Origin of the sequence: Pseudomonas sp. TH04 (assembly GCF_016651355.1) — a bacterium.
Classification (GTDB): domain Bacteria; phylum Pseudomonadota; class Gammaproteobacteria; order Pseudomonadales; family Pseudomonadaceae; genus Aquipseudomonas; species Aquipseudomonas fluorescens.
The window spans coordinates 1,882,831-1,903,534 of the sequence record NZ_JAEKEA010000001.1 but is presented as its reverse complement, the minus strand read 5'-3'; the positions used below and the strand labels follow the sequence as shown (position 1 = coordinate 1,903,534).

The window sequence follows — 20,704 nt, the reverse complement described above, 5'->3', positions numbered from 1 at the left end:
GCACTGCGGATGCTCGCAAGTCCCTTTCGCGATATATACTGCGCGCCATTCTTCAAGGGAGAGCCGTGTGGCCATCGATATTCACTGGATCTGCGACAACGATAGCCTCGGCCAGCATTGCGCCGAATGGCAGCAGTTGCCATTCGTCGCCCTCGACACCGAATTCATGCGGGTCGACACCTTTTATCCCATTGCCGGGCTGATCCAGATCGGCGATGGCATCCGTGCTTACCTGATCGACCCCCTGACCATCGACAACTGGCAACCTTTGGCCGCCTTGCTGGAAAACCCGGCGGTGACCAAAGTGGTACACGCTTGCAGCGAAGACCTGGAAGTGCTGTTGCGCCTGACCGGCAGCCTGCCGGTGCCGTTGTTCGACACGCAGTTGGCGGCGGCGTATCTGAACCTCGGTTTCTCCATGGGCTACTCGCGCCTGGTGCAAGCCGTGCTGGATATCGAACTGCCCAAGGGGGAAACCCGCTCGGACTGGCTGCAGCGGCCATTGTCCGAGACGCAAGTGAGCTACGCCGCCGAAGACGCAGTGCACCTGGCCGAGGTTTACATCAGGCTGCGCCCGCAACTGTCGGACGACAAATACGCCTGGGTCCTGGAAGACGGCGCCGAGCTGGTGGCGAACCTGCGCCGCGAAGTCGACCCGTACGAGGTCTATCGCGACGCCAAGCTGGCGTGGAAACTGTCCCGTGCCCAGCTCGCCGTGCTGCGTGAACTGTGCGCCTGGCGCGAGCAGCAAGCCCGCGCCCGTGACCTGCCGCGCAACCGCATCATTCGTGAACACTCGTTGTGGCCCCTGGCCAAAACCCAGCCGGATAACCTTGCCGCACTGGGCAAAATCGAAGACATGCACCCGCGCACCGTGCGTCAGGATGGCCAGTTTCTGCTGGACCTGATCAAGCGTGCCGGCAGCGTGTCCATGGATCAATGGCCGCCCGCTGTGGCTGAACCGCTGCCAGTGGACGCCGCCGCGCTGATCAAGCAACTGCGCGCCCTGGGCCAGGCCGAAGCCGAACGCCTGGACATGGCACCGGAACTGATGCTGCGCAAGAAAACCCTCGAAGCCCTGGTCAAGAGTGGCTACCCCGATGGGCCTTATACATTGCCAGACTCGCTGCGTGGCTGGCGCCGCGAGTTGATGGGCCAGGCACTGCTCGACAGCCTGGCCACTGCCGGAGAACAGCCTTGAAACGTATTTGCTCCATCTATCGCAGTTTGAAAAAAGACGGGATGTACCTCTACGTGCTGAAAAGCGATGCACTGGAGCGTGTACCGGAACCGTTGATGGAAGCCTTCGGCAAGGCCCATCTCGCCTTCGAAATGGTGCTGACGCCGGAGCGCAAGCTGTCCCGCGAGGACATCACCGTGGTCCTCGAAAACCTCGACAAGCAGGGCTACCACCTGCAAATGCCACCGGCCGAGGACGAGTACATCGAACACTTGCCCGAAGAGCTGCTGCGACGCAACGACCCGATGTGATCGGATCTGTGCCCTGTCCGGGGCACAGTCTTCAACGCAAACGTAAAAGTGGGTGGTGGCCGTATGGATGCGGGCGGCCGTCTGCAGTGTTTTTGAAAGGTTTGAACCATGCGTGTTCTGATTGCTGAACAGGATTACCCGCTCTACGCCCAATTGCTCAGTGACGCGGCACCGGACGTCGAGGTGCTGACCAGCGGCGACTCGGCCGAACTGTCGCGCCTGGCCGCCGATTGCCCGGTATGGCTTGGCCAGCCGGATCTGCTTGCGACGTTGTTGCGCCAAGGGCATCAGCCGCAGTGGCTGCAATCGACCTGGGCCGGTATCACGCCGCTGCTGGCCGAGGGCCTGCCGCGCGACTACCGCCTGACCCGTGCGGTCGGCATCTTTGGCCAGGTCATGGCCGAGTTTGTGCTCACCTACATGCTCGGCCACGAGCGTGAAGTGCTTGCGCGGTTGGTCAGCCAGGTCGAGCGCAAGTGGGACAACCGCCTGGGCCAGAGCCTGGCGGGGCGCAAGGTGCTGATCGTCGGCACCGGCGATATCGGCCAGTGTGTTGCCGATTTTCTGCTGCCGTTTGGCGTCAAGCTCTACGGCATCGCCAGCACCGCGCGTGAGCAGGCGCCGTTTATCGAAGTCGCCGGGCTGGATCAATTGGGCCGGTTGGTCGGGGAGGTGGACTACGTGATCAACCTGCTGCCCAATACACCCACCACCCATGACTTGTACGACGCTGCGCTGTTCAAGCAATTCAAGCCGACCGGGTTGTTTATCAACGTCGGGCGCGGTGTGGCCGTGGTTGATGCCGATCTGGTCGAGGCCCTGAAAGAAGGGCACCTGGCTGGCGCGGTGATCGACGTCTGCCGCCAGGAACCCCTGCCGCAACGCCATCCGTTCTGGACCGCCTGGGGCCTGCTGTTGACCGGCCACAGCTCGGCGCCGACCTCGCCGCTGATGATGGTGGAACTGTTTGTGCAGAACCTGCGGGCGTATCAGGCCAAGGAAGCCCTGCGCGGCGAAGTGGATTTCGAGCGCGGTTATTAAACTCACCCAAGCAAAATGTGCGAGCGGGCTGGCTCGCGATGACGGTGTATCAGCCTGCCATGCAGTGACTGACCCATCGCTATCGCGGGAAAGCCCGCTCCCACAGGGATATCGGCAAGGCTTACAGGCTGAAGTCACCTTCCGACACCAGTTCGCTCAGCGGCTTGCGCGGGCTTGGCACTTCACGGCCTTGCAGGTATTCAGGCAAGCTCGATTTGTCCCCCAGCTTGCCGACGGCCACCGCCGCGTGCAGCGCATACCCGTCTGGAATCTTCAGCGCTTGGCGGGTCAATGCCTGATCGAAGCCGGCCATGCCATGGGTGTGCCAGCCGCTGAGGCTGGCTTGCAGCGCCAGGTGGCCCCAGGCCGAGCCGGTGTCGAAGGTGTGCCACAGCGCCGGGGTTTCTTCCGTGGCGCCGGGGGCGATGAAGTCGGTTTTTGAGGCGATGATCACCAGGGCCGACGCATGTTGCGCCCACCCACGGTTGAATTCATTGAGCAGGCCCAGGAAGCGTTCCCAGTCCGGCGTGTCACGGCGCGCGTAGAGAAAACGCCATGGCTGCGAGTTGTAGGCCGATGGCGCCCAACGCGCGGCTTCGAAGAAGCTCAGCAGGGTCTCCTGCGGGATGCTCTCGCCGGTAAAGGCGCGGGGCGACCAGCGCTCGGTAAACTGGGTGTGGATCGGGTAATCGGCAATGCGTGGGTTATCGCTCATGGGCAGATCCTGATAAAAAACCGGGGCTCAAAGCTACTGCGCCGCCCCAAGCCTGACAAGTCTTGTCATACCGGCAGTCGTAAGCGCTTGGCCCCAAGGGCCTTGGGCACTAGACTGGCGGCCTTTTCACCTACCGATACTGATGTAGAGCCATGGCCGCCAAAGTCGAACCTTTCTGGATACGCAAAACCCTTGAACACCTCGACCAGGAGGAGTGGGAGTCGTTGTGCGACGGCTGTGGCCTGTGCTGCCTGCAAAAGCTTGAGGACGAGGACGACAACAGCGTTTATTACACGCGCATCGCCTGCAAGCTGCTGGACCTGAAAACCTGCCAGTGCACTGACTACCCCAACCGCCGTGCCTCGGTGCCCGACTGTATCCAGCTCACGCCGGGCCAGGCCGATCAGTTCAAATGGCTGCCGCCGACCTGCGGCTACCGCTTGGTCAGCGAGCGCAAAGACCTGCCGCTGTGGCACCACCTGGTTTGCGGCGACCGTGATGCCGTGCACCACGAACGCATTTCCCAGTCCGGCCGAATGCTCGCCGAAGGCAGCGTGCCCGAAGACGACTGGGAGGATCACCTGATCTTCCGCGCAGGCTGAAAAAAAGGAGTGTGTATGACGGTGGCAACCAAGCTGGCGGCCTCGTTGGTATTGCTGGCGCTGAGCCTGCCCGCGTGGTGCGCGAAGAAAGTCGACCTCGACTACCACGTCAAACTGCTGCCCCAGAGCGATCAGGCCGAAGTGCGCGTGAGCCTGTCCCAGGGCTCGGCAGTGCGCAGCCTTGACTTCGACCTGGGCCACGACGGTGACTACAGCGACTTCAAGGCCGATGGCCAATGGCGCGTCAGCGGCCACCGTGGCGTGTGGCAACCCAGCGCCGACAAAGCCAGCCTGACTTACCATGTACGGCTCACGCACGCACGCAAACCGGGGCTGTATGAAGCGCGGATGACGCCGAGTTGGGCGCTGTTTCGGGGTGAAGACCTGGTGCCGACGGCGCGGCTCGACCAGCAGGACGGCGTGGAGCTGGTCTCGCGCTTGGTATTCGAGTTGCCGGCGGGCTGGAAAAGCATCGAGACGGCCTGGCCGCGTATCGGCAAGAACACCTTCCGTATCGACAACGTTTCCCGGTTGTTCGACCGGCCGACGGGCTGGATGCTCGCCGGCACCCTGGGCAGCCGGCGCGTGCGCCTGGGGGACACCGACGTCACCGTCGCCTCGCCCAAGGGGCAAGCCATGCGGCGCATGGATGTGTTGACGCTGCTGACCTTCGTCTGGCCCCAGGTTGATGCGGCATTCCCGCGCCACCCGGCCAAACTGCTGGTGGTGGGCGCCAGCGACCCGATGCGCCGTGGCGTGTTTTCGTCCCGCGACTCGATCTACCTCAGTAGCCGCACGCCGCTGGTGAGTGAAAATGGCAGTAGCCCGTTGATTCGCGAAGTGGTGCAAGCCATCGGCCGCTTCAACGACCACCACAGCAGTGACTGGATCGGCGAAGGCTTGGGCGAGTATTACGCCATTGAGCTGTTGCGCCGGGCCGGTGGGATTACCGACGAGCGTTACGCGGCGATCCAGGCGCGGTTGGGCAAGGAAGGCAAGGGCGTAACCACCTTGCGCGGCGACCACGTCAACAGTGCGACAGTGGCGCGGGCAGTGCGGGTGTTGCAGGAGTTGGATCGCGAGATCCGCGTGAAAACCCACAACAAGCGCTCGCTGGACGACCTTGCACAGGCGGTGATGCGCGCAAACAGCATCACCACCGCAGAGTTTGTGCAGCTGGCTGAAAGCGTGATCGGCGAGTCGTCGGTGGTGCTGGACACCCAGTTATTGCGCTGAGCTTAAGCCATACACACGTCAAAAATGTGGGAGCGGGCTTGCTCGCGAATGCGGTCTGTCAGTTAAATATGTACTGACTGATACACCGCTTTCGCGAGCAAGCCCGCTCCCACATTTGGATCTCCAACTGATCGCAGAGGTGTACTAGTCGGCCGTTTTAGTGGCCTTCTCAGCCGCTACTTCCGCTTTGGTCTTGAGGTTCTTCAATTCTTCTCCAGCGCGCTCAATCTTTGTGCGCACGCTGTTCATTTCCTGGCGGCCTTGCTCCAGCTTGTCCTTGAACGAGCTGTGCCCGGTGACGCCGCGCACCAGGGCCACGCCGCCAATCGCCACTTGGATCAAGCCGAAGATCCCGCCACGACGCAGGCCTTTGCCGAGCATCATCACGCCGCCGGCCACCGAGCCGATACGTTCCCAGCCATGCACGTTTTGAGTCGGCTGGCTGTCAAAGGGTGCGTGTTCAATGATAGGTCGCAGGATTTTGCTGTCGCTCATGATCTGTCTCCAACAAGGGCAAGTGTTAGTAGCTGACTGTTTGCAGGCGCCGGATGTTCCCAAAAAATCAGTACTTGGGGCCCGAGCGGGTGTTGTTGCCCTTGGCCAGTCGGTCATAGAGCACCACATTGACGGTGGCGGCGAGGTTCATGCAGCCGGTCGTCGGGATGTACACCACGTCTTCACACCAGTCGCGGATCTCTTTGTCGAGGGAGCCGTCTTCAGGGCCGAAGATATACAGCGCGCGGTCGGGGTGGGTGTATTCCGGCAGTGGGCGGGCGCCTTCGACCAGTTCTACAGCCACCGGTATACAGCCCAGCGGGAGGATTTTTTTCAGGTCATCGATGCCGATCAGCGGAATGTCGTGGTGGACCTTCTTGGTGTCGGTGATGAAATCCCGGGCGCGCTCGTAACGCACGCCGGTGTAGAACACCGAGGCCACGCCGTAGCAACCGGCGGCGCGCATGACCGAACCGACGTTTTCGGGGGATTTGGGGTTATACAGACCGATGCAGCTGTAGCGTTTATTGCCCACGGGGAAGGGTGCCTTGCAGAAAAACGCCGATTATACGGCCTGGGAGTGAGGTGGTGCTTGGGCCATCGCTATCGCAGGCACGCCAGCTGCCACAATGGGAATGCCATCCCCTGTGGGCGCTGGCTTGCCTGCGATGGCGGCCGGGCAGGCAGCGACGAACGTCAGTCGTCTTTCTTCATCAACCCCGCCAACGCCGCAAACGGGTTGTGCGTGGCCTTGGCGATGGTCGGGCTGCTGGTGGAGCCTTCGCCGAAATACTGCTGGTCGGTGTAGCGCGAGTGTTCGTTATCGTGGCAGTACAGGCACAGCAGTTCCCAGTTGGAACCGTCCTGCGGGTTGTCATCATGATTGTGGTTGCGGTGGTGCACGGTCAGTTCGCTCAGACGCTTGCCGGCGAATTCACGGGCGCAGCGGCCGCACACGTGCGGGTACATTTTCAAGGCTTTGTCGCGGTAGCCCATTTCCCGGTCGCGCTGGGCATCGGCGAGGATGCGGTCCAGTTTGGCGGTGTGGGAGGGCGGGTTGGTCGAGCTCATCATGGCTCCTGGCTATTTGGTGGGTCACGGATACCCTTGATTCTAGCCGCTCGCGCTGGAAAACACCGCTGGCTTTTTCAGCAACGGTACAGCCTGGCAGCGGCAATCGTTTGTAGTATCGGCTCACGCCATCCACTGGGATCTGAAACCTATGCGTCTGCACACATGGACCGTTGCACTCCTGCTCTGCGCCTTGACGGCTCAAGCCCATGCATTCTCCACCCCCAAACCCGGCCAGGTGATCGAAGTGTCCCTTGAGCAACTGCACCCGACTCAAGCCGTGGTGGGGTTCGATCAGATTTATTACAGCCTCGGGCTGTTCGCCGACAAGCCCGCCAAGGTCTTCGACGAATACTGTGAAACCAACGGGCAGGGCGCCGCCGATAACGTGCCGAAAAAGGCCGACTTGCAGCAGCCGGCGAGCTTCACCTGCAAGGACCCGGTGGGCACGCATCCCGAGGACATGAAAACCGTGGTGGTCGGCCCCGCAGGCCAGCTGTACCTGACTGACGGTCACCACAGCTTCACCACGTTGTGGGAAGTGCCCGGTGGTGGCCCTCAGTTGAAAATGTGGGTCAAGGTCACCGACGATTTCAGCAACAGCCCTGACCTGGCTACGTTCTGGCAGCGCATGGAGGCTGCCCGCAAAGTCTGGCTCAAGGACAACCAGGGCCACAGCCTGCCACCTTCACAGTTGCCGGCGCATTTGGGCTTCAAGAGCTTGCAGGACGACACTTTCCGCAGCCTGGTGTATTTCACGCGCAAGGCCGCTTACGGCAAGCCGGACGATGGCGCGATTGCACCGGAATTCCTGGAGTTCTACTGGGGCAACTGGCTGCGCACGCAGATTGACCTGAGCGCCTTCAACCTGAACAAGAAGGGCGGTTACAAGGACGCCATTGAAGCCGTGGCCAAGCGCATGGTCAGCCTGGCACCCGGCTCACTGGTCGGTGACAGTGGCTTTACCGCCCATCAATTGGGCGGCATGACCACGCTTGACCAACGAGAGCTGGAAAAAACCTTCGACAAAAAAGTCCCGTACGTGATCGATTACCGCAAAGCCCGCAACTGACGGGGATTCAAAATGTGCAGGCTGGCGAGCTCGCGAATCCGCTCATTCAGGCTCAGACGCAGAGGCTGACACTCCGCCTTCGCGAGCGAGCCCGTGCCCACCTTGGATCTGTGCTGTTTTAGCGGTTGTGTTGATCAGCCCTTGAGCTTTTCGGCAATCCAGATGGTATGCCGGGTGCCCTTGTTGCCATGGGCAAACACCTGCACTTCCTCGGCCTTGAAGCCGGCCTTGCGCAGTTTGTCGCTGAACAGCTTGTCGGCGCTGGCCGACCATACCGCCAGCACGCCTTTGGGGCGTAAGGCCTTGGCGCAGGCGGCCAGTCCACCGGCGGAGTACAGCCAGCTGTTGGCCTTTTGCGTGAGGCCTTCGGGGCCGTTGTCGACGTCGAGCATGATTGCGTCAAAGCCCTGCGGCTCGGCCTGCAGCACGTTGGCCACGTCTTCCATGCGGATCACCGTGCGCGGGTCGAGCAGCGGGCGGCCGGACTTTTCTCCCAGCGGCCCACGGTTCCATTCCACCACGCCGGGCACCAATTCGGCGACCACCACTTCGGCGCTCTTGCCCAAGTGTTTGAGGGCCGAGGCCAGGGTAAAACCCATGCCCAACCCGCCGATCAATACCCGCGAACCCGGGCGCCCGGCGACTTTACGGCAGGGGATCTCCGCCAGCGCGTCTTCGGAGCCGTGCATGCGCGTATTCATCAACTGGCCGCCATCGCCGCCCTGGATCTTGATGACAAAATCCTCGCCGTATTCGAACAGGCACAAGGCACCGCCGTTGTCGGGGATCGGAGTGGTGTCCAGCAGAACGAAACGTTTCATGGAAATCTCATTGGGAAGGGCATTCTTGCGCGGTTGGGAGTAGCCTTAGGACATTCCGGTCAGGCCATGGAGCCATCGATGAAGTGCAGCATTCTAACGGTCATTGTGTTGAGCGCGCTCACATTGGGTGTGGCGCAGGCGCAAGAGGTGCAAACCGTGCCGGTCGCACCCGCGCCAACCCCCGGTGCGCCGGGCACACCAACACCGACGCTGTATCCGCAAGTCACCCCGCCTGTCGCGCCTAAAGCCACGGCGAACGGTTCACCTGCGTTGGTGCCGATCGTGTTACCGACACCGCCAAAAGATCAGACGGTGCCCGGCCTGCTGCAAAACGACAGCAAACCCAAGACCCCCGGCGGTTAAAACTGTTGAGACAGTAATTGCCCGTCGGCCATGCGCAGGCGCTTGGACAAGGCGATGGCAATCGCGCGGATGATCTTGGCCGCCACCCTGGGGGCTTCGTTGAGCATTTTTTCCAGGGAATCCTTGCCCAGGTTCAGCAGCACGCTGTCACTTGCCGCGAGGCAACTGGCAGAACGCCGTTCGCCATCGAGCACCGCCATCTCGCCAAACGCCCGGCCACTGCGCAGGGTGGCGATGGTCACGCGCTGGCCTTCGTGGTTGGTTTTCTGCACGGCCACCTGCCCACTGTGGAGGATGCACATGAAGGTGCCGGCATCGCCCTCAAGGAAAATCACCTCGCCCTGGGCAATGTTGCTGATATTGAAGTAGCCCGCCGCCACGTGGAAATCTTCCGGCAACAAGGGGTCGAACAGGCCGCAGTCCATCAGCATGTCGCGGATTTCATTGTTGAGTAGTGTGGGTTGGGGCATGACTAATCTTGATCCATCAATCGAGTAGGCGGTCCTGTGTTCAGACAGGACCGCCGCGCGAAGTTCCTAAATCAACCCCAGCGCCTTGAACACAAAGGCATATTCGAGTGCTACGTCACGTAATCCCTGGTAACGGCCGCTCATGCCGCCGTGGCCGGCGCCCAATTCGGTCTTGAGCAGCAGCAGGTTGTCGTCCGTCTTGGTGTCACGCAACTTGGCCACCCACTTGGCCGCTTCCCAGTACTGCACGCGGCTGTCGTTGTAACCGGCGATCACGAGCAGGGCCGGATAGGCCTGGGCGCTGACGTTTTCATAAGGCGCGTAGGCCTTGATGCGCGCATACACCTCAGCTTCTTCGGGGTTGCCCCACTCGTCGTACTCGGTGATGGTCAGCGGCAGCTCCGGGTCGAGCATGGTGTTGAGCACATCGACGAACGGCACTTCGGCGATGGCCGCCTGGAACAGCGCCGGACGCTGATTGAGCACCGCGCCGATCAACAGGCCGCCGGCACTGCCGCCGCTGATGGCCAGTTGCTTGGAGGTGGTCAGCCCCGCGCCGATCAAGTGCTCGGCGCAGGCGATAAAGTCGCTGAAGGTGTTCTGTTTGTGTTCCTGCTTGCCGTTGCGGTACCAGGCTTCACCCAACTCGCCGCCACCGCGTACATGCGCAATGGCAAACGCCACGCCTCGGTCCAGCAGGCTCAGGCGCGCATGCGAGAACCACGGGTCAAGGCTTTGGCCGTAGGCGCCGTAGCCGTACAGGTACAGCGGCGTCGGCTGGCCCAGTTGGTCGCGCTTGACCACCAGGCTGATCGGCACCTGGGTGCCGTCGGCCGAGGTGGCCCACAGACGCTGGCTCACGTAGTCGTCGGCGTTGAACACGCCAAGCACCCGGGTTTCCTTGAGCACGACTTGCGCACCGCTCGCCAATTCCAGCTGGCGCACCTGGGCCGGACGGTTCAGGGCTTCATAACGCAGGCGGATCTTGTCGCTCGGGAATTCCAGGCTGTTCTGCACGTAAAGGCTGTAGGCGGCGTCAGGCAATTCCACCCGATAGGTCGGCAAGCCCTGTGGGTGCACTTCGATCACCGGCAGGCCGCCGATGCGCAGGCTCGAGGTCATCGCGCTGGCGTTGAGGGTCACGCCATCGAGCATCACATCATCGCTGTGGGGGATCAGGTTTTGCCATTGGTCTTCGGTCGGTACACCGCCGGTGTCGGCGGCGACGAACAGCGCATAGTTGATGCCGTCGCGGTTGCTGCGGATAAACCAGGTCCATTCGCCGTCGCGCATGCCGTGGTCGACATCGTATTCATGGTCCTCGACCCGTGGCGCCAGGCAGGTGAAGTCCAGGTGCGGCTGGTCAGCGTCCAGGGCCCAGATTTCGCTGGTGGTCTTGCTGCCCAGGGCCAGCAACAACTGGCGCTCGGAGCTGGAGCGGTAGCAATGCAGGAAGAAGCGTCCGTCAGGCTCGTGGAACACTTCCTGCGCCGCGGTACCGTCCAGGCGGTAGCGATACAGTTTGTGCGGGCGGTGGGTGTCGTCCAACTCGCCGAAGAACAGGGTCAGGCTGTCATTGGCCCAGGTCATGCTGCCGTCGCAGTCTTCAAACTCCAGTTCGCTGACTTTGCCGCTGGCCAATTCCTTCACGTACAGGGTGTAAATCTCTTCACCACTGGTGTCGAGGCTGTAGGCCAGGCGCTGGTGGTCGGGGCTGATGCTGAACGCGCCGAGGGAGAAAAAGCCGCCATTGGCCAGGGCGTTGGGGTCGAGCAGCAGTTCTTCGCTGTTTTCGTCCACCCCATTGCTGTCATCCGTCGGACGGCGGCAACGGTAGTGGCGGGCATATTCGTCACCCGCCGTGGTGCGCGTGTAATACAGGTACGGCCCCCACGGTGAGGGCAGGGACAAGTCGGTTTCGAGAATGCGGCCCTTGATCTCTTCGAACAGGGTTTCGCGCAGGGCTGCCTGGTCGGCGAGCTGTGCTTCCTGCCAGGTGTTTTCGGCCTTGAGGTAATCGAGGACTGGCGCCGTGTCACGCGCTTGCAGCCAGGCGTACGGGTCCTGGCCTTCGGCCTTGCGGGCAATCGGGGCGGCAGTGAGGGGGGACGATGAAGGCATGGACTACTCTCTGTCTGGCAGATGGTGGCAGGCATTGCAGCCGAGACACGCAAAAGCCGTTATCATAGCCGCCTGTTTGCCTACCTTGCCATGGACACCATGACCGAGAACGACTATCTGACCGCTTGGGGCCTTTACGCCTTCGCCGCTTTGGGCTGCCTGTTGGTATGGTGGCGCATGACCCGCTGGATCTGGCGCTGGCTGCGCGAGCCGCTGCAGTTGCTGATGGCGGTGCTGCTGTTGAGCCCGACCATCGTCGACCCGGTCAAGACCCAGTTTGCACCCGCAGTGGCGATCACCGCCCTTGATTTGGTGCTGCATGTGGGCAATAACGCCTGGCGCGCCATCTCCGACCTGTTCATGTACACGCTGATCGCGTTGGGCGTGTATATCATCTTTGTGTTGATCCGCTGGCCCATCGAGCGCGCCGCCAACGCCCGACGTGAGCGCAAGGCCGCTGCCGATGCGGCCCTGGCCGCCGAGCCGGTGGACGAAGACGACGAGCCTTACCGTCGCCCGGCGCCGGTCAGCGGTATGCGGGTCGAACCGCGCCTTTAACGTTGTACGCCCTGCAGCGAGAGCCCTGGCATGTGTGAATTATTGGGCATGAGTGCCAACGTCCCCACCGATATCGTGTTCAGCTTTACCGGGCTGATGCAGCGGGGCGGGCGTACCGGCCCCCACCGCGACGGTTGGGGCATCGCCTTTTACGAAGGCCGTGGCCTGCGTCTGTTCCAGGACCCGGCCGCCAGCAGCGAGTCGGAAGTCGCGCTGCTGGTGCAGCGTTACCCGATCAAAAGTGAGGTGGTGATTGGCCATATCCGCCAGGCCAATGTGGGCAAGGTGTGCCTGTCCAATACTCATCCGTTCGTGCGCGAGCTGTGGGGGCGCAATTGGTGCTTCGCCCATAACGGCCAATTGGCCGACTTCAACCCGCGCGCCACGTTCTACCGCCCGGTGGGTGATACCGACAGCGAAGCGGCCTTCTGTGACCTGCTCAACCGCGTGCGCGAAGCCTTCCCGGAACCGGTGGACATCGAACAAGTGCTGCCGGACTTGATCGCTGCCTGCGCCGACTACCGCAGCAAAGGCGTGTTCAACTGCCTGCTCAGCGACGGCGACTGGCTGTTTTGCTACTGCTCGACCAAATTGGCGCAGATTACCCGGCGCGCACCCTTTGGCCCGGCGCGTTTGAAAGATGTCGACGTGATCGTCGATTTTCAGGCCGAAACCACGCCCAATGATGTAGTGACGGTGATCGCGACCGAGCCGTTGACCGACAATGAAAACTGGACCCGCTACGAACCGGGCCAATGGAGCCTGTGGCGACGCGGTGAATGCGTCAGCCAGGGCATCACCGAGTAAGGATATCGACCATGTTGCTGAGTTATCTGCGGTTGGTGCTGTTTGCCATTGGCTTGTTGGTCGGCGTGCAGGTGCCGGGGTTTATCAACGACTATGCCAAACGCGTCGAGGCCCACCTGATCGAGGCGCAGACTGGCCTCAGCGGGTTTGAAAGCACCGCACGGCAGTTTTTCAATGGTGACTTGAAGGCGTTGGTGGCGCATTACCGTGCCAGTGACGACCCGGTGTTCCAGAGCGATGCCAACAGCCTGGGCACGATGCTCGATCGCCAAGTGGCGTTGGACAAGCAATTCCAGGCCATGCAAGGCCCGTGGTACATCCGTGCCCTGCAAGTGGCGGTGGCTGCCGACCCGGCGATTCGCCTGGAAACCTGGAACGGCTACAGCTACCAGATCCTGCTCACGCCGCAAGCCATGGGCTGGGGCCTGGGCGGGGCGATGTTGTTGTCATTCGGCATCGAGTGCCTGTTCCGCCTGATCGACTGGGTGGTGTTGGGCGGCAAGCGCCTGCGCCAGAGCCGGCCGATTGAAGAGCGTGACCTCAAAGGCCTCTAAAGACTGTCGCAAATCTAACTGTGGGAGCGGGCTTGCTCGCGAATGCGGTCTGTCAGTTAATTCATGTGTTGACTGATACACCGCTTTCGCGAGCAAGCCCGCTCCCACATTTGTATCCGGTTTCTTCAGTGGCTTAGCACCATGTGCTGTTCACCCACCTCCTCGGCATACCTGGCCACGACCTTCTGGCACAGCCCGACTATCTCCTCCACCAACTCCACCCCAACACGCCACGACACCACGACCTGCAAGTTCGGCAGCGTTTGCGTCATCGGCAACATCACCAACTCGCCGCGCGCCAGCTCCTCGCTGACCAGCACCGGCGGCAACGCGCCAATCCCGAAACCATCGCGCAGCAAGCGGGTGATGGCCGATACCGAGTTCACACAGTTCATGCGAGGGGCGGCGACGCCGTTGGCCTGCATCAGGCTCAGCACGTCCTGGTGCGGGTGGGAGTTTTTCGAATAGGTGATGATGCGCTCCTGGGCCAGTTCGGCGAGGGAGGCGTAGTCGCGGTTGTACAGGGAGTGGCTGGCGACGATCCAGGCCATGGGGTGGCTGGCCAGTTCCAGGCTGCGCACCGTTTCGAGGCGCAGCAAGTCGGTTTGCAGGATCAGGTCGAGGAAGCCTTTTTGCAGCTGATCGCTGAGATTGAGTGCGGTATCGGCGACTAATTCGATTTCCACCAGGGGGAAGTGGTCCATCAATTCAGCAACCAGCGGGCTCAGCCAAGTGTGGATAACCGTGTCCATCGCGCCGATCCGAATCCGCCCGACCTTGCTGCTGGTGGTTTCCAGGGACTGCTTGAGGCCCTGCATGGTTACCATCATCTGCTCGGCGTAATCGAGCACCTTCAAGCCGTCCGGGGTCAGGCTCACGCCGCGCGAGTCGCGCAGAAACAGCTTCACGCCCAGCTCGCTTTCGAGCACGGCGATGCGGCTGGAGATCGAGGCCTGGGTGGTGAACAGCTTCTCGGCAGTCAGGCGAAAGCTCTTGAGCTTGGCCACCCAGACGAAGGTTTCGAGGAACTTCAAATTCATGGGATCAACTTTTCTTATGCATGGATCGGTTTTTATTAGTTGGACGCCGCACCGGGCAAACGCCAAAAATCGAGCTATTCCACGATAAGCGTCGTGGGGGTGTCAGGACAAGTTGCGAGTTCTGCGTAAAGAATCCCACACTACAAAAACGATAAAGCCTACAGGAGCACCCACCGTGAGCCGTCTGCTACTGAATTGCGACATCGGCGAAAGCTTTGGCAACTGGACCATGGGTCTGGACGCCGAGGTCATGCCGTTTATTGATTGTGCCAACGTGGCCTGCGGCTTCCATGCCGGCGACCCGAGCATCATGCGCAAGACCGTCAGCCTGGCCCTCAAGCACGGCGTGCAAGTAGGGGCGCACCCGGCGTACCAGGACCTGCAAGGTTTCGGTCGGCGCTCGATGGCCTATAGCACCGAGGAAATCCAGGACCTGTTGCACTACCAGATCGGTGCCCTCGACGGCATCTGCCGGGCGCAAGGTGGGCGGGTCAGCTACGTCAAACCCCATGGCGCGATGTACAACGACATGATGGCCAACCCGGCGCAATTGCGCGCGGTGATCCAGGCCGTGGCCGCCTATGGCGACTTGCCGCTGATGCTGCTGGCCACCCGCGACAACCGCGCAGCCCAGGCAGTGGGCGACGAATACGGCGTGACCCTGTGGTTTGAAGCCTTCGCCGACCGTGCCTACGACCACAAGGGGCACCTGGTTTCCCGCCAGTTGCCGGGTGCCGTGCACCACGACTCAACCACCATCGTGCAGCAAGCCCTGACGATTTCCCGTGGTGAAGCCCTGACCGCCAGCGATGGCAGCGCCTTGGTGTTGCAGGCCAATACCCTGTGTGTGCACGGCGATAACGCCAGTTCGGTCGCCGCAGTGCAGCGCATTCGCGAGGCGTTGAAGCCAGCATGAAGCCACGCATTGAAGTGGTGGCGATCGACTGCCTGATGGTGCGTCTGTTCGATGTGATTGCCGAAGCCAATATGCCGTGGATGCTGGCCGCCACCCAGCGCCTGCGCGACGGGTTCGGCGCGGCACTGGTGGATCTGGTGCCGTCCTACACCACGCTGATGGTGCATTACGACCTCACTGCGTTGAGCCCGGCCCAGGCACGGGCGCTGATTGGCCAGGCGCTGACCGACCTGCAACCCCAGGCCCAGGGCAGCGGCCAGTGCCACGTGTTGCCGGTGTGGTACGACCTGAGTGTCGGCCCCGAACTGAACCTGCTCAGCCAGCGCAGTGGCCTGGCGGTAGAGGAGGTCATCCGTCGCCACAGCGCTCACGAATACCAAGTGTTTGCCCTCGGCTTTGCGCCTGGGTTTGCCTTTATGGGCCTGGTGGACGAGATCCTTGCCACGCCACGGCTGAACACCCCACGTAAACGCGTGGCCGCCGGCAGCGTGGGCATTGCCGAACGGCAAACTGCTGCCTACCCGGTGGTGTCCCCCGGTGGCTGGAACCTGATCGGCCGCACCCCGGCCAAGCTGTTCGACCGTGCACGCGATGGCTACAGCCTGATGCAACCCGGCGATACGGTGCGCTTCGAAGCGGTCAGCCACGCCGAATTCATCAACCTGGGTGGCGATGACACGCCATTGGAGGCGCAGGCATGAGCCGCTTGTTGATCGAGGCCAGCACGCCGCTGTGTCTGTTGCAGGACGCCGGCCGTTTTGGCGTGCGGCATCTGGGCGTGACGCAGGGCGGCGCGCTGGATTGGGTGTCGATGACCTGGGCCAATTGGCTGCTGGGGAATGCCCTGGATAAGCCCGTGGTGGAAATTACCTTGGGCGGGTTTACCGTGCAGGCCGAGGCGTATTGCTTGCTGGCCTTGGCCGGTGCGGATCTGGGCGCGTATATCGATGAGCGTGCGATCAGCCCGGGGCGCAGTTTTATCCTGCAAAAGGGTCAGCGTTTGCGCTTTACCCAGCCGTTCAACGGTGCGCGCGCTTATCTGGCGGCACCGGGCGGGTTTGATGCGCCGGCTGTGCTGGGCAGTCGCTCCACGGTGGTACGTGAAGCGTTGGGCGGGGTGGACGGTTTCGGCACGGCGTTGGCCGTGGGCGGGCGCTTGACGTATTCCGGCGCGGGCGGCGCGATGAACGTGCTGAGTGCGCCTGATTTGCCCGCCAAGGCGCCACTGGAGGTGATAGTCGGCGCGCAGATCGGCCAGTTCAGCGGGCAAAGTTTGTTCGATGCGTTCAATACCGAGTGGGCCCTCGACAGCCGCGCGGATCGCATGGGCATGCGCCTGTTGGGCACGCCGTTGCAGTACCAGGGGCCGTCGTTGATCTCTGAAGGGATTCCACTCGGAGCCATCCAGGTGCCGCCGGATGGGCAGCCGATTGTGTTGCTCAATGACCGGCAGACCATTGGTGGCTACCCGCGATTGGGCGCGTTGACGCCGTTGGCGCTGGCGCGGCTGGCGCAGTGCCTGCCGGGGGATAAGGTGCGCTTGGTGCCGGTGGTCCAGGAGACGGCGCATCGGCAGCATGTGGAGTTTTTGCAGCGCTTCACCGCGGGCTAAAGATCACCGTAACCCAACATGTGGGAGCGGGCTTGCTCGCGAATGCAGGGTGTCAGTCAGTCCATCAATAACTGACCCACCGCTTTCGCGAGCAAGCCCGCTCCCACATTTGCCTTAGCGTTTACTTGGAGAGAAAGCGCATCCCTTCTTCCAAGCCGCGCAAGGTCAGCGGATACATCTGATCCTCGACCAACTCCCGCACGATCCCTGTCGAGGCCGTATACCCCCACGTGTCCTTCGGGTACGGGTTTATCCAGATCAGCTTCTTGTACTTGGCCATGAAGCGCTGCATCCACACATACCCAGGCTCTTCATTCCAGTGCTCGACGCTGCCGCCGGCCTGGGTGATTTCATACGGCGCCATCGACGCATCGCCGATAAAAATCACTTTGTAGTCAGCGCCATACTTGTGCAGCAAATCCTGGGTGGAGGTGCGCTCCGACGTGCGGCGCTGGTTGTTCTTCCACACCGATTCGTACACGAAGTTGTGAAAGTAGAAGTACTCCAAGTGCTTGAACTCGGTCTTGCAGGCCGAGAACAGCTCTTCGCAGATCTTCACATGGGCGTCCATCGAGCCGCCGATGTCGAACAGCAGCAACAGCTTGATGGTGTTACGCCGCTCCGGGCGCATCTGGATATTCAGCAAGCCGGCATCGCGGGCGGTGTGGTCGATAGTGCCGTCGATATCCAGCTCTTCGGCCGCACCCTGGCGCGCGAATTTGCGCAGGCGGCGCAGGGCGATCTTGATGTTGCGCGTGCCCAGCTCCACTTGGTCGTCGAGGTTCTTGTACTCACGCTGGTCCCAGACTTTCACCGCCTTGCCCTGGCGCTTGCCGGCGTCGCCGACGCGAATGCCTTCCGGGTTGTAGCCGCCGGAGCCGAACGGGCTGGTGCCACCGGTGCCGATCCACTTGTTGCCGCCGGCATGGCGTTCTTTCTGTTCTTCCAGGCGCTTCTTGAATTCTTCGATCAGCTTGTCCAGGCCGCCGAGGGACTGGATTTGCGCGCGCTCCTCAGCGCTCAGCGTACGTTCGAACTCCTTGCGCAGCCAGTCTTCGGGGATCAGCGCCTGCAGGTGGTCGTCGAGCTTTTCCAGGCCGTTGAAATAGGCGCCGAATGCCCGGTCGAACTTGTCGAAATGCCGCTCGTCCTTCACCAGGATTGCCCGGGCCAAGTAGTAAAACTCGTCCATGTCGGCGAAGACCACGCGCTGTTTCAGCGCATTGATCAAGTCGAGCAGCTCGCGCACCGACACCGGCACCTTGGCGGCACGCATCTCATTGAACAGGTTGAGCAACATTATCGATTACCGCGACGGCTCATGAACGCCAGACGCTCCAGCAATTGCACGTCTTGCTCGTTCTTCACCAAGGCCCCGGCCAGCGGCGGGATGGCTTTGGTGGGGTCGCGTTCGCGCAGCACGGCTTCACCGATATTGTCGGCCATCAGCAACTTGAGCCAGTCGACCAGTTCGGAGGTGGACGGCTTTTTCTTCAGGCCTGGCACTTTGCGCACGTCGAAAAACACGTCCAGCGCTTCGCTGACCAGGTCTTTCTTGATGTCGGGGTAGTGCACGTCGACGATCTTTTGCAGGGTCGTACGGTCGGGGAAGGCGATGTAATGGAAGAAGCAGCGGCGCAGGAATGCGTCCGGCAGCTCTTTTTCGTTGTTGGAGGTGATGATGATGATCGGGCGTTTCTTGGCCTTGATGGTCTCGTCGATTTCGTAGACGTAGAACTCCATCTTGTCGAGTTCTTGCAACAGGTCGTTGGGGAACTCGATGTCAGCCTTGTCGATTTCATCGATCAGCAGAATCACCCGCTCCTCGGACTCGAAGGCTTCCCAGAGCTTGCCCTTTTTCAGGTAGTTGCGCACGTCGTGCACTTTGTCCACGCCCAGCTGCGAGTCGCGCAGACGGCTGACCGCGTCATACTCGTAGAGGCCCTGATGTGCCTTGGTGGTGGACTTGATGTGCCAGGTAATCAGCTTGGCGCCGAAGGATTCGGCCAGTTGCTCGGCGAGCATGGTCTTGCCGGTGCCCGGCTCGCCCTTGACCAGCAATGGCCGTTCCAGGGTGATAGCGGCGTTCACGGCCAGTTTCAGGTCATCGGTGGCAACGTAGGCCTGGGTGCCTTCGAACTTCATCGGTTATTCCTCGCATTCATCAATGCCCGGACTATACCGCGCAGCCCCGGCGACTGTGAACGCAGACGGGTTATTCAGTCTCTGAATGGACGGTCACGCGTGGCGGCTAACGGTTTTGTTCCAATGCGTATGCCCGCGCATCGGCTTTATCCCTGAGCTTGCTGCCGCCCCAGAGGGCGAGTGCGGCTAAAACCAGGGTGCCGAGGCTGATGAGGATCATCTGGCCAGCCATCGGCCCGCCGTGCATGGCGAATAGCCCTATTCGCACACAGCCGGAAAAGGCCCAGAGATAACCAAGAATTGTCAGTATCCAGCCGCAGATGCGCATGTTCAGTGTCCTTACCAGTGTTTGAACGTTGCTCGGCGGCACAATAAACCAGGGCTCAGCCTTGCGCCATGGTTGCCCTGCAGGCGTGTGGTTCACTCAGCACTGGGCTTTGGTTGTTCATAGCCCGCATTGAAGGCCTGGATAAACCCATTGCGCAAAATCGCCAACACTGCCGAGAACGCGCTGAGATTTTGCTGGTGCACGTTGCCGCTGAGTTCTACGCGGGTGGCAAACTGGTTTTTGTTCTGGTTCTTCAGCACCGTCTCACTGGTGCCGACCACGGCTTCCCAGATCGAACGAAAGATATTCTTGTCCTTGTTCTCTACATCCTGTTTCCAATCGAACACTTCTACATCGCGCAGCAACGGCTTGATGTAACCGTTCAACTGGCCGTTGTCCGCCTGGGCTTCGACCACCAGCGCGCCGGTGCCGGCCTTGAAGTCGAATTTGCCGTAGGCCGAGGCGAAGTCATTCAGGCGCTTGAGCTGGATGTCTTTGGCGCGAAAGCGGAATTCGAAGTCTTCGAAATTGCTCAGTGGGTCGAAGGCGGCCGTGGCTTCCAGAGGGGCCTGCCCGAGCAGCAGCGCCTTGCCTTCGAAGCTGGCGTCACGTTTGCCCTTCACATCGACGACGTTGGTCAGGTTATAGATGCTGGCGTTGACCTCGGTGGCGTAGATATTCACAGCTGGCTTGGACGTGAAGTTGTGGAAGGCGATCTTGCCGTCCTGAATGCGCACTTCGTTGAGGGTAATCGGCAGCAATTTGCTCAATTGCTCGCGCCAGTCGGTGCCTTTACCGGTCTGGGAGGCCTGTTGGTTGCCGCCGTCGACGAAATTCAGCTCCGGCTGGAAGAACTGCGCCTCGGCGACCACCGCGTGGTCGTACCACAGCGAATGCCAGCTCACCGACAGGTCGATCACCGGCGCCTTGACGAACGGTACCGGCACCTTGCCGTCGACCTTGACGATCTGCAGGCCGTTGATCTTGTAGGCGCCGCGCCACAGGGCCACGTCAACGTCCGTGACCTGGCCGCGGTAATCGCCCATGTCGGCGAGCTTGTCGTTCAGGTAGTTGCGCACCAGGTAGGGCAGGGCGAGATCCAGAGCGATCAGTACGACCACCAGTATGGCGACGATCCATAGCAGCCCACTGTAGCGACGTTTCATGTTCAGGTTCTCCATCGGTATAGGCGGTGGACCGCGTGTATTGGCGCAACGTTCCTCTGACTGGACGCCTCCCTACCTGA

25 protein-coding genes are annotated in these 20,704 nt (G+C 61.5%); 13 read left to right on the top strand and 12 right to left on the bottom strand.

The window, feature by feature from the left end:
- The first annotated feature begins 67 nt into the window (after positions 1-67).
- The 3 genes from rnd to JFT85_RS08455 all read left to right on the top strand — a co-directional run bounded on the left by rnd (position 68) and on the right by JFT85_RS08455 (position 2,532).
- Positions 68-1,201, top strand: coding sequence for a ribonuclease D (gene rnd, locus JFT85_RS08465; RefSeq protein ID WP_053255001.1), 1,134 nt, complete (start codon positions 68-70; stop codon positions 1,199-1,201).
- Positions 1,198-1,491, top strand: a complete 294-nt coding sequence (locus JFT85_RS08460; RefSeq protein WP_053255002.1) for a YcgL domain-containing protein — start codon at positions 1,198-1,200, stop codon at positions 1,489-1,491. The genes rnd and JFT85_RS08460 overlap by 4 nt, the downstream gene beginning before the upstream one ends.
- 108 nt (positions 1,492-1,599) lie before the next feature.
- The gene (locus JFT85_RS08455; RefSeq protein ID WP_073637162.1) at positions 1,600-2,532 is read left to right on the top strand and encodes a D-2-hydroxyacid dehydrogenase; all 933 of its coding nucleotides are present in this window, start codon (positions 1,600-1,602) and stop codon (positions 2,530-2,532) included.
- Between the two features lie 121 nt (positions 2,533-2,653).
- Here JFT85_RS08455 and JFT85_RS08450 read toward each other — a convergent pair whose 3' ends face one another.
- Entirely contained in the window at positions 2,654-3,247 is a 594-nt protein-coding gene (locus tag JFT85_RS08450) for a nitroreductase family protein (protein WP_169875779.1), read from the bottom strand.
- A gap of 152 nt (positions 3,248-3,399) precedes the next feature.
- Here JFT85_RS08450 and JFT85_RS08445 point away from each other — a divergent pair, with 152 nt between their 5' ends.
- Positions 3,400-3,849, top strand: coding sequence for a YcgN family cysteine cluster protein (locus JFT85_RS08445; RefSeq protein WP_053255005.1), 450 nt, complete (start codon positions 3,400-3,402; stop codon positions 3,847-3,849).
- A gap of 15 nt (positions 3,850-3,864) precedes the next feature.
- Entirely contained in the window at positions 3,865-5,085 is a 1,221-nt protein-coding gene (locus JFT85_RS08440) for a hypothetical protein (protein ID WP_201229655.1), read from the top strand.
- 144 nt (positions 5,086-5,229) lie between these two features.
- On the opposite strand, the gene JFT85_RS08435 is transcribed toward JFT85_RS08440, so the two are convergent.
- From JFT85_RS08435 to JFT85_RS08425, 3 genes are all read right to left on the bottom strand, one after another.
- The gene (locus JFT85_RS08435; protein ID WP_053255007.1) at positions 5,230-5,580 is read right to left on the bottom strand and encodes a YgaP family membrane protein; all 351 of its coding nucleotides are present in this window, start codon (positions 5,578-5,580) and stop codon (positions 5,230-5,232) included.
- A gap of 67 nt (positions 5,581-5,647) precedes the next feature.
- Entirely contained in the window at positions 5,648-6,115 is a 468-nt protein-coding gene (locus tag JFT85_RS08430; RefSeq protein ID WP_003189607.1) for an RNA methyltransferase, read from the bottom strand.
- 161 nt (positions 6,116-6,276) lie between these two features.
- Complete coding sequence (locus JFT85_RS08425; RefSeq protein WP_003210675.1) at positions 6,277-6,651, bottom strand: YajD family HNH nuclease; 375 nt, start codon at positions 6,649-6,651, stop codon at positions 6,277-6,279.
- 151 nt (positions 6,652-6,802) lie between these two features.
- Here JFT85_RS08425 and JFT85_RS08420 point away from each other — a divergent pair, with 151 nt between their 5' ends.
- Positions 6,803-7,723, top strand: a complete 921-nt coding sequence (locus JFT85_RS08420) for a ParB/Srx family N-terminal domain-containing protein (RefSeq protein WP_053255008.1) — start codon at positions 6,803-6,805, stop codon at positions 7,721-7,723.
- A 134-nt stretch (positions 7,724-7,857) separates the two neighbouring features.
- Here JFT85_RS08420 and JFT85_RS08415 read toward each other — a convergent pair whose 3' ends face one another.
- Positions 7,858-8,544 (bottom strand): spermidine synthase, encoded by a 687-nt coding sequence (locus tag JFT85_RS08415; protein WP_053255009.1) that lies wholly within the window; start codon positions 8,542-8,544, stop codon positions 7,858-7,860.
- Positions 8,545-8,622: 78 nt separating this feature from the next.
- Between JFT85_RS08415 and JFT85_RS08410 the strand changes: the two genes are divergently transcribed.
- Positions 8,623-8,907 (top strand): hypothetical protein, encoded by a 285-nt coding sequence (locus JFT85_RS08410; RefSeq protein WP_078827881.1) that lies wholly within the window; start codon positions 8,623-8,625, stop codon positions 8,905-8,907.
- Here JFT85_RS08410 and JFT85_RS08405 read toward each other — a convergent pair.
- Positions 8,904-9,377, bottom strand: a complete 474-nt coding sequence (locus JFT85_RS08405) for a cyclic nucleotide-binding domain-containing protein (protein WP_053255011.1) — start codon at positions 9,375-9,377, stop codon at positions 8,904-8,906. The genes JFT85_RS08410 and JFT85_RS08405 overlap by 4 nt on opposite strands.
- 66 nt (positions 9,378-9,443) lie before the next feature.
- A complete protein-coding gene (locus JFT85_RS08400; RefSeq protein WP_201229654.1) occupies positions 9,444-11,498 on the bottom strand; it encodes a S9 family peptidase in 2,055 nt (684 codons plus the stop codon).
- Between the two features lie 21 nt (positions 11,499-11,519).
- Here JFT85_RS08400 and JFT85_RS08395 point away from each other — a divergent pair, with 21 nt between their 5' ends.
- The 3 genes from JFT85_RS08395 to JFT85_RS08385 are packed head-to-tail and all read left to right on the top strand — an operon-like array spanning position 11,520 to position 13,417.
- Entirely contained in the window at positions 11,520-12,056 is a 537-nt protein-coding gene (locus JFT85_RS08395) for an MFS transporter (RefSeq protein WP_069553789.1), read from the top strand.
- Between the two features lie 30 nt (positions 12,057-12,086).
- Positions 12,087-12,863 carry a class II glutamine amidotransferase gene (locus JFT85_RS08390; RefSeq protein ID WP_053255014.1) on the top strand — a complete coding sequence of 259 codons (777 nt, stop codon included), beginning with the start codon at positions 12,087-12,089 and terminating at the stop codon, positions 12,861-12,863.
- A gap of 11 nt (positions 12,864-12,874) precedes the next feature.
- Positions 12,875-13,417, top strand: a complete 543-nt coding sequence (locus JFT85_RS08385) for a DUF2937 family protein (RefSeq protein ID WP_053255015.1) — start codon at positions 12,875-12,877, stop codon at positions 13,415-13,417.
- A 125-nt stretch (positions 13,418-13,542) separates the two neighbouring features.
- Here JFT85_RS08385 and JFT85_RS08380 read toward each other — a convergent pair whose 3' ends face one another.
- Complete coding sequence (locus JFT85_RS08380; protein WP_053255016.1) at positions 13,543-14,457, bottom strand: LysR family transcriptional regulator; 915 nt, start codon at positions 14,455-14,457, stop codon at positions 13,543-13,545.
- 175 nt (positions 14,458-14,632) lie between these two features.
- On the opposite strand from JFT85_RS08380, the gene JFT85_RS08375 reads away from it, so the two are divergent.
- The 3 genes from JFT85_RS08375 to JFT85_RS08365 are packed head-to-tail and all read left to right on the top strand — an operon-like array spanning position 14,633 to position 16,985.
- The gene (locus tag JFT85_RS08375) at positions 14,633-15,373 is read left to right on the top strand and encodes a 5-oxoprolinase subunit PxpA (RefSeq protein ID WP_073637159.1); all 741 of its coding nucleotides are present in this window, start codon (positions 14,633-14,635) and stop codon (positions 15,371-15,373) included.
- Positions 15,370-16,074: a 5-oxoprolinase subunit B family protein gene (locus JFT85_RS08370; protein WP_073637158.1), complete on the top strand. Its 705-nt coding sequence runs from the start codon at positions 15,370-15,372 to the stop codon at positions 16,072-16,074. The genes JFT85_RS08375 and JFT85_RS08370 overlap by 4 nt, the downstream gene beginning before the upstream one ends.
- Complete coding sequence (locus tag JFT85_RS08365) at positions 16,071-16,985, top strand: 5-oxoprolinase subunit C family protein (protein WP_053255019.1); 915 nt, start codon at positions 16,071-16,073, stop codon at positions 16,983-16,985. Before JFT85_RS08370 ends, JFT85_RS08365 begins: the two co-directional genes overlap by 4 nt.
- Positions 16,986-17,106: 121 nt before the next feature.
- Here JFT85_RS08365 and JFT85_RS08360 read toward each other — a convergent pair whose 3' ends face one another.
- From JFT85_RS08360 to JFT85_RS08345, 4 genes are all read right to left on the bottom strand, one after another.
- Positions 17,107-18,285: a vWA domain-containing protein gene (locus JFT85_RS08360; protein ID WP_073637157.1), complete on the bottom strand. Its 1,179-nt coding sequence runs from the start codon at positions 18,283-18,285 to the stop codon at positions 17,107-17,109.
- Positions 18,285-19,130 (bottom strand): AAA family ATPase, encoded by an 846-nt coding sequence (locus JFT85_RS08355; RefSeq protein WP_003210690.1) that lies wholly within the window; start codon positions 19,128-19,130, stop codon positions 18,285-18,287. The genes JFT85_RS08360 and JFT85_RS08355 overlap by 1 nt, the downstream gene beginning before the upstream one ends.
- 106 nt (positions 19,131-19,236) lie before the next feature.
- A complete protein-coding gene (locus JFT85_RS08350) occupies positions 19,237-19,458 on the bottom strand; it encodes a hypothetical protein (RefSeq protein WP_053255021.1) in 222 nt (73 codons plus the stop codon).
- A gap of 92 nt (positions 19,459-19,550) precedes the next feature.
- Positions 19,551-20,624 carry a DUF748 domain-containing protein gene (locus JFT85_RS08345; protein ID WP_073637155.1) on the bottom strand — a complete coding sequence of 358 codons (1,074 nt, stop codon included), beginning with the start codon at positions 20,622-20,624 and terminating at the stop codon, positions 19,551-19,553.
- Between the last annotated feature and the right edge of the window lie 80 nt (positions 20,625-20,704).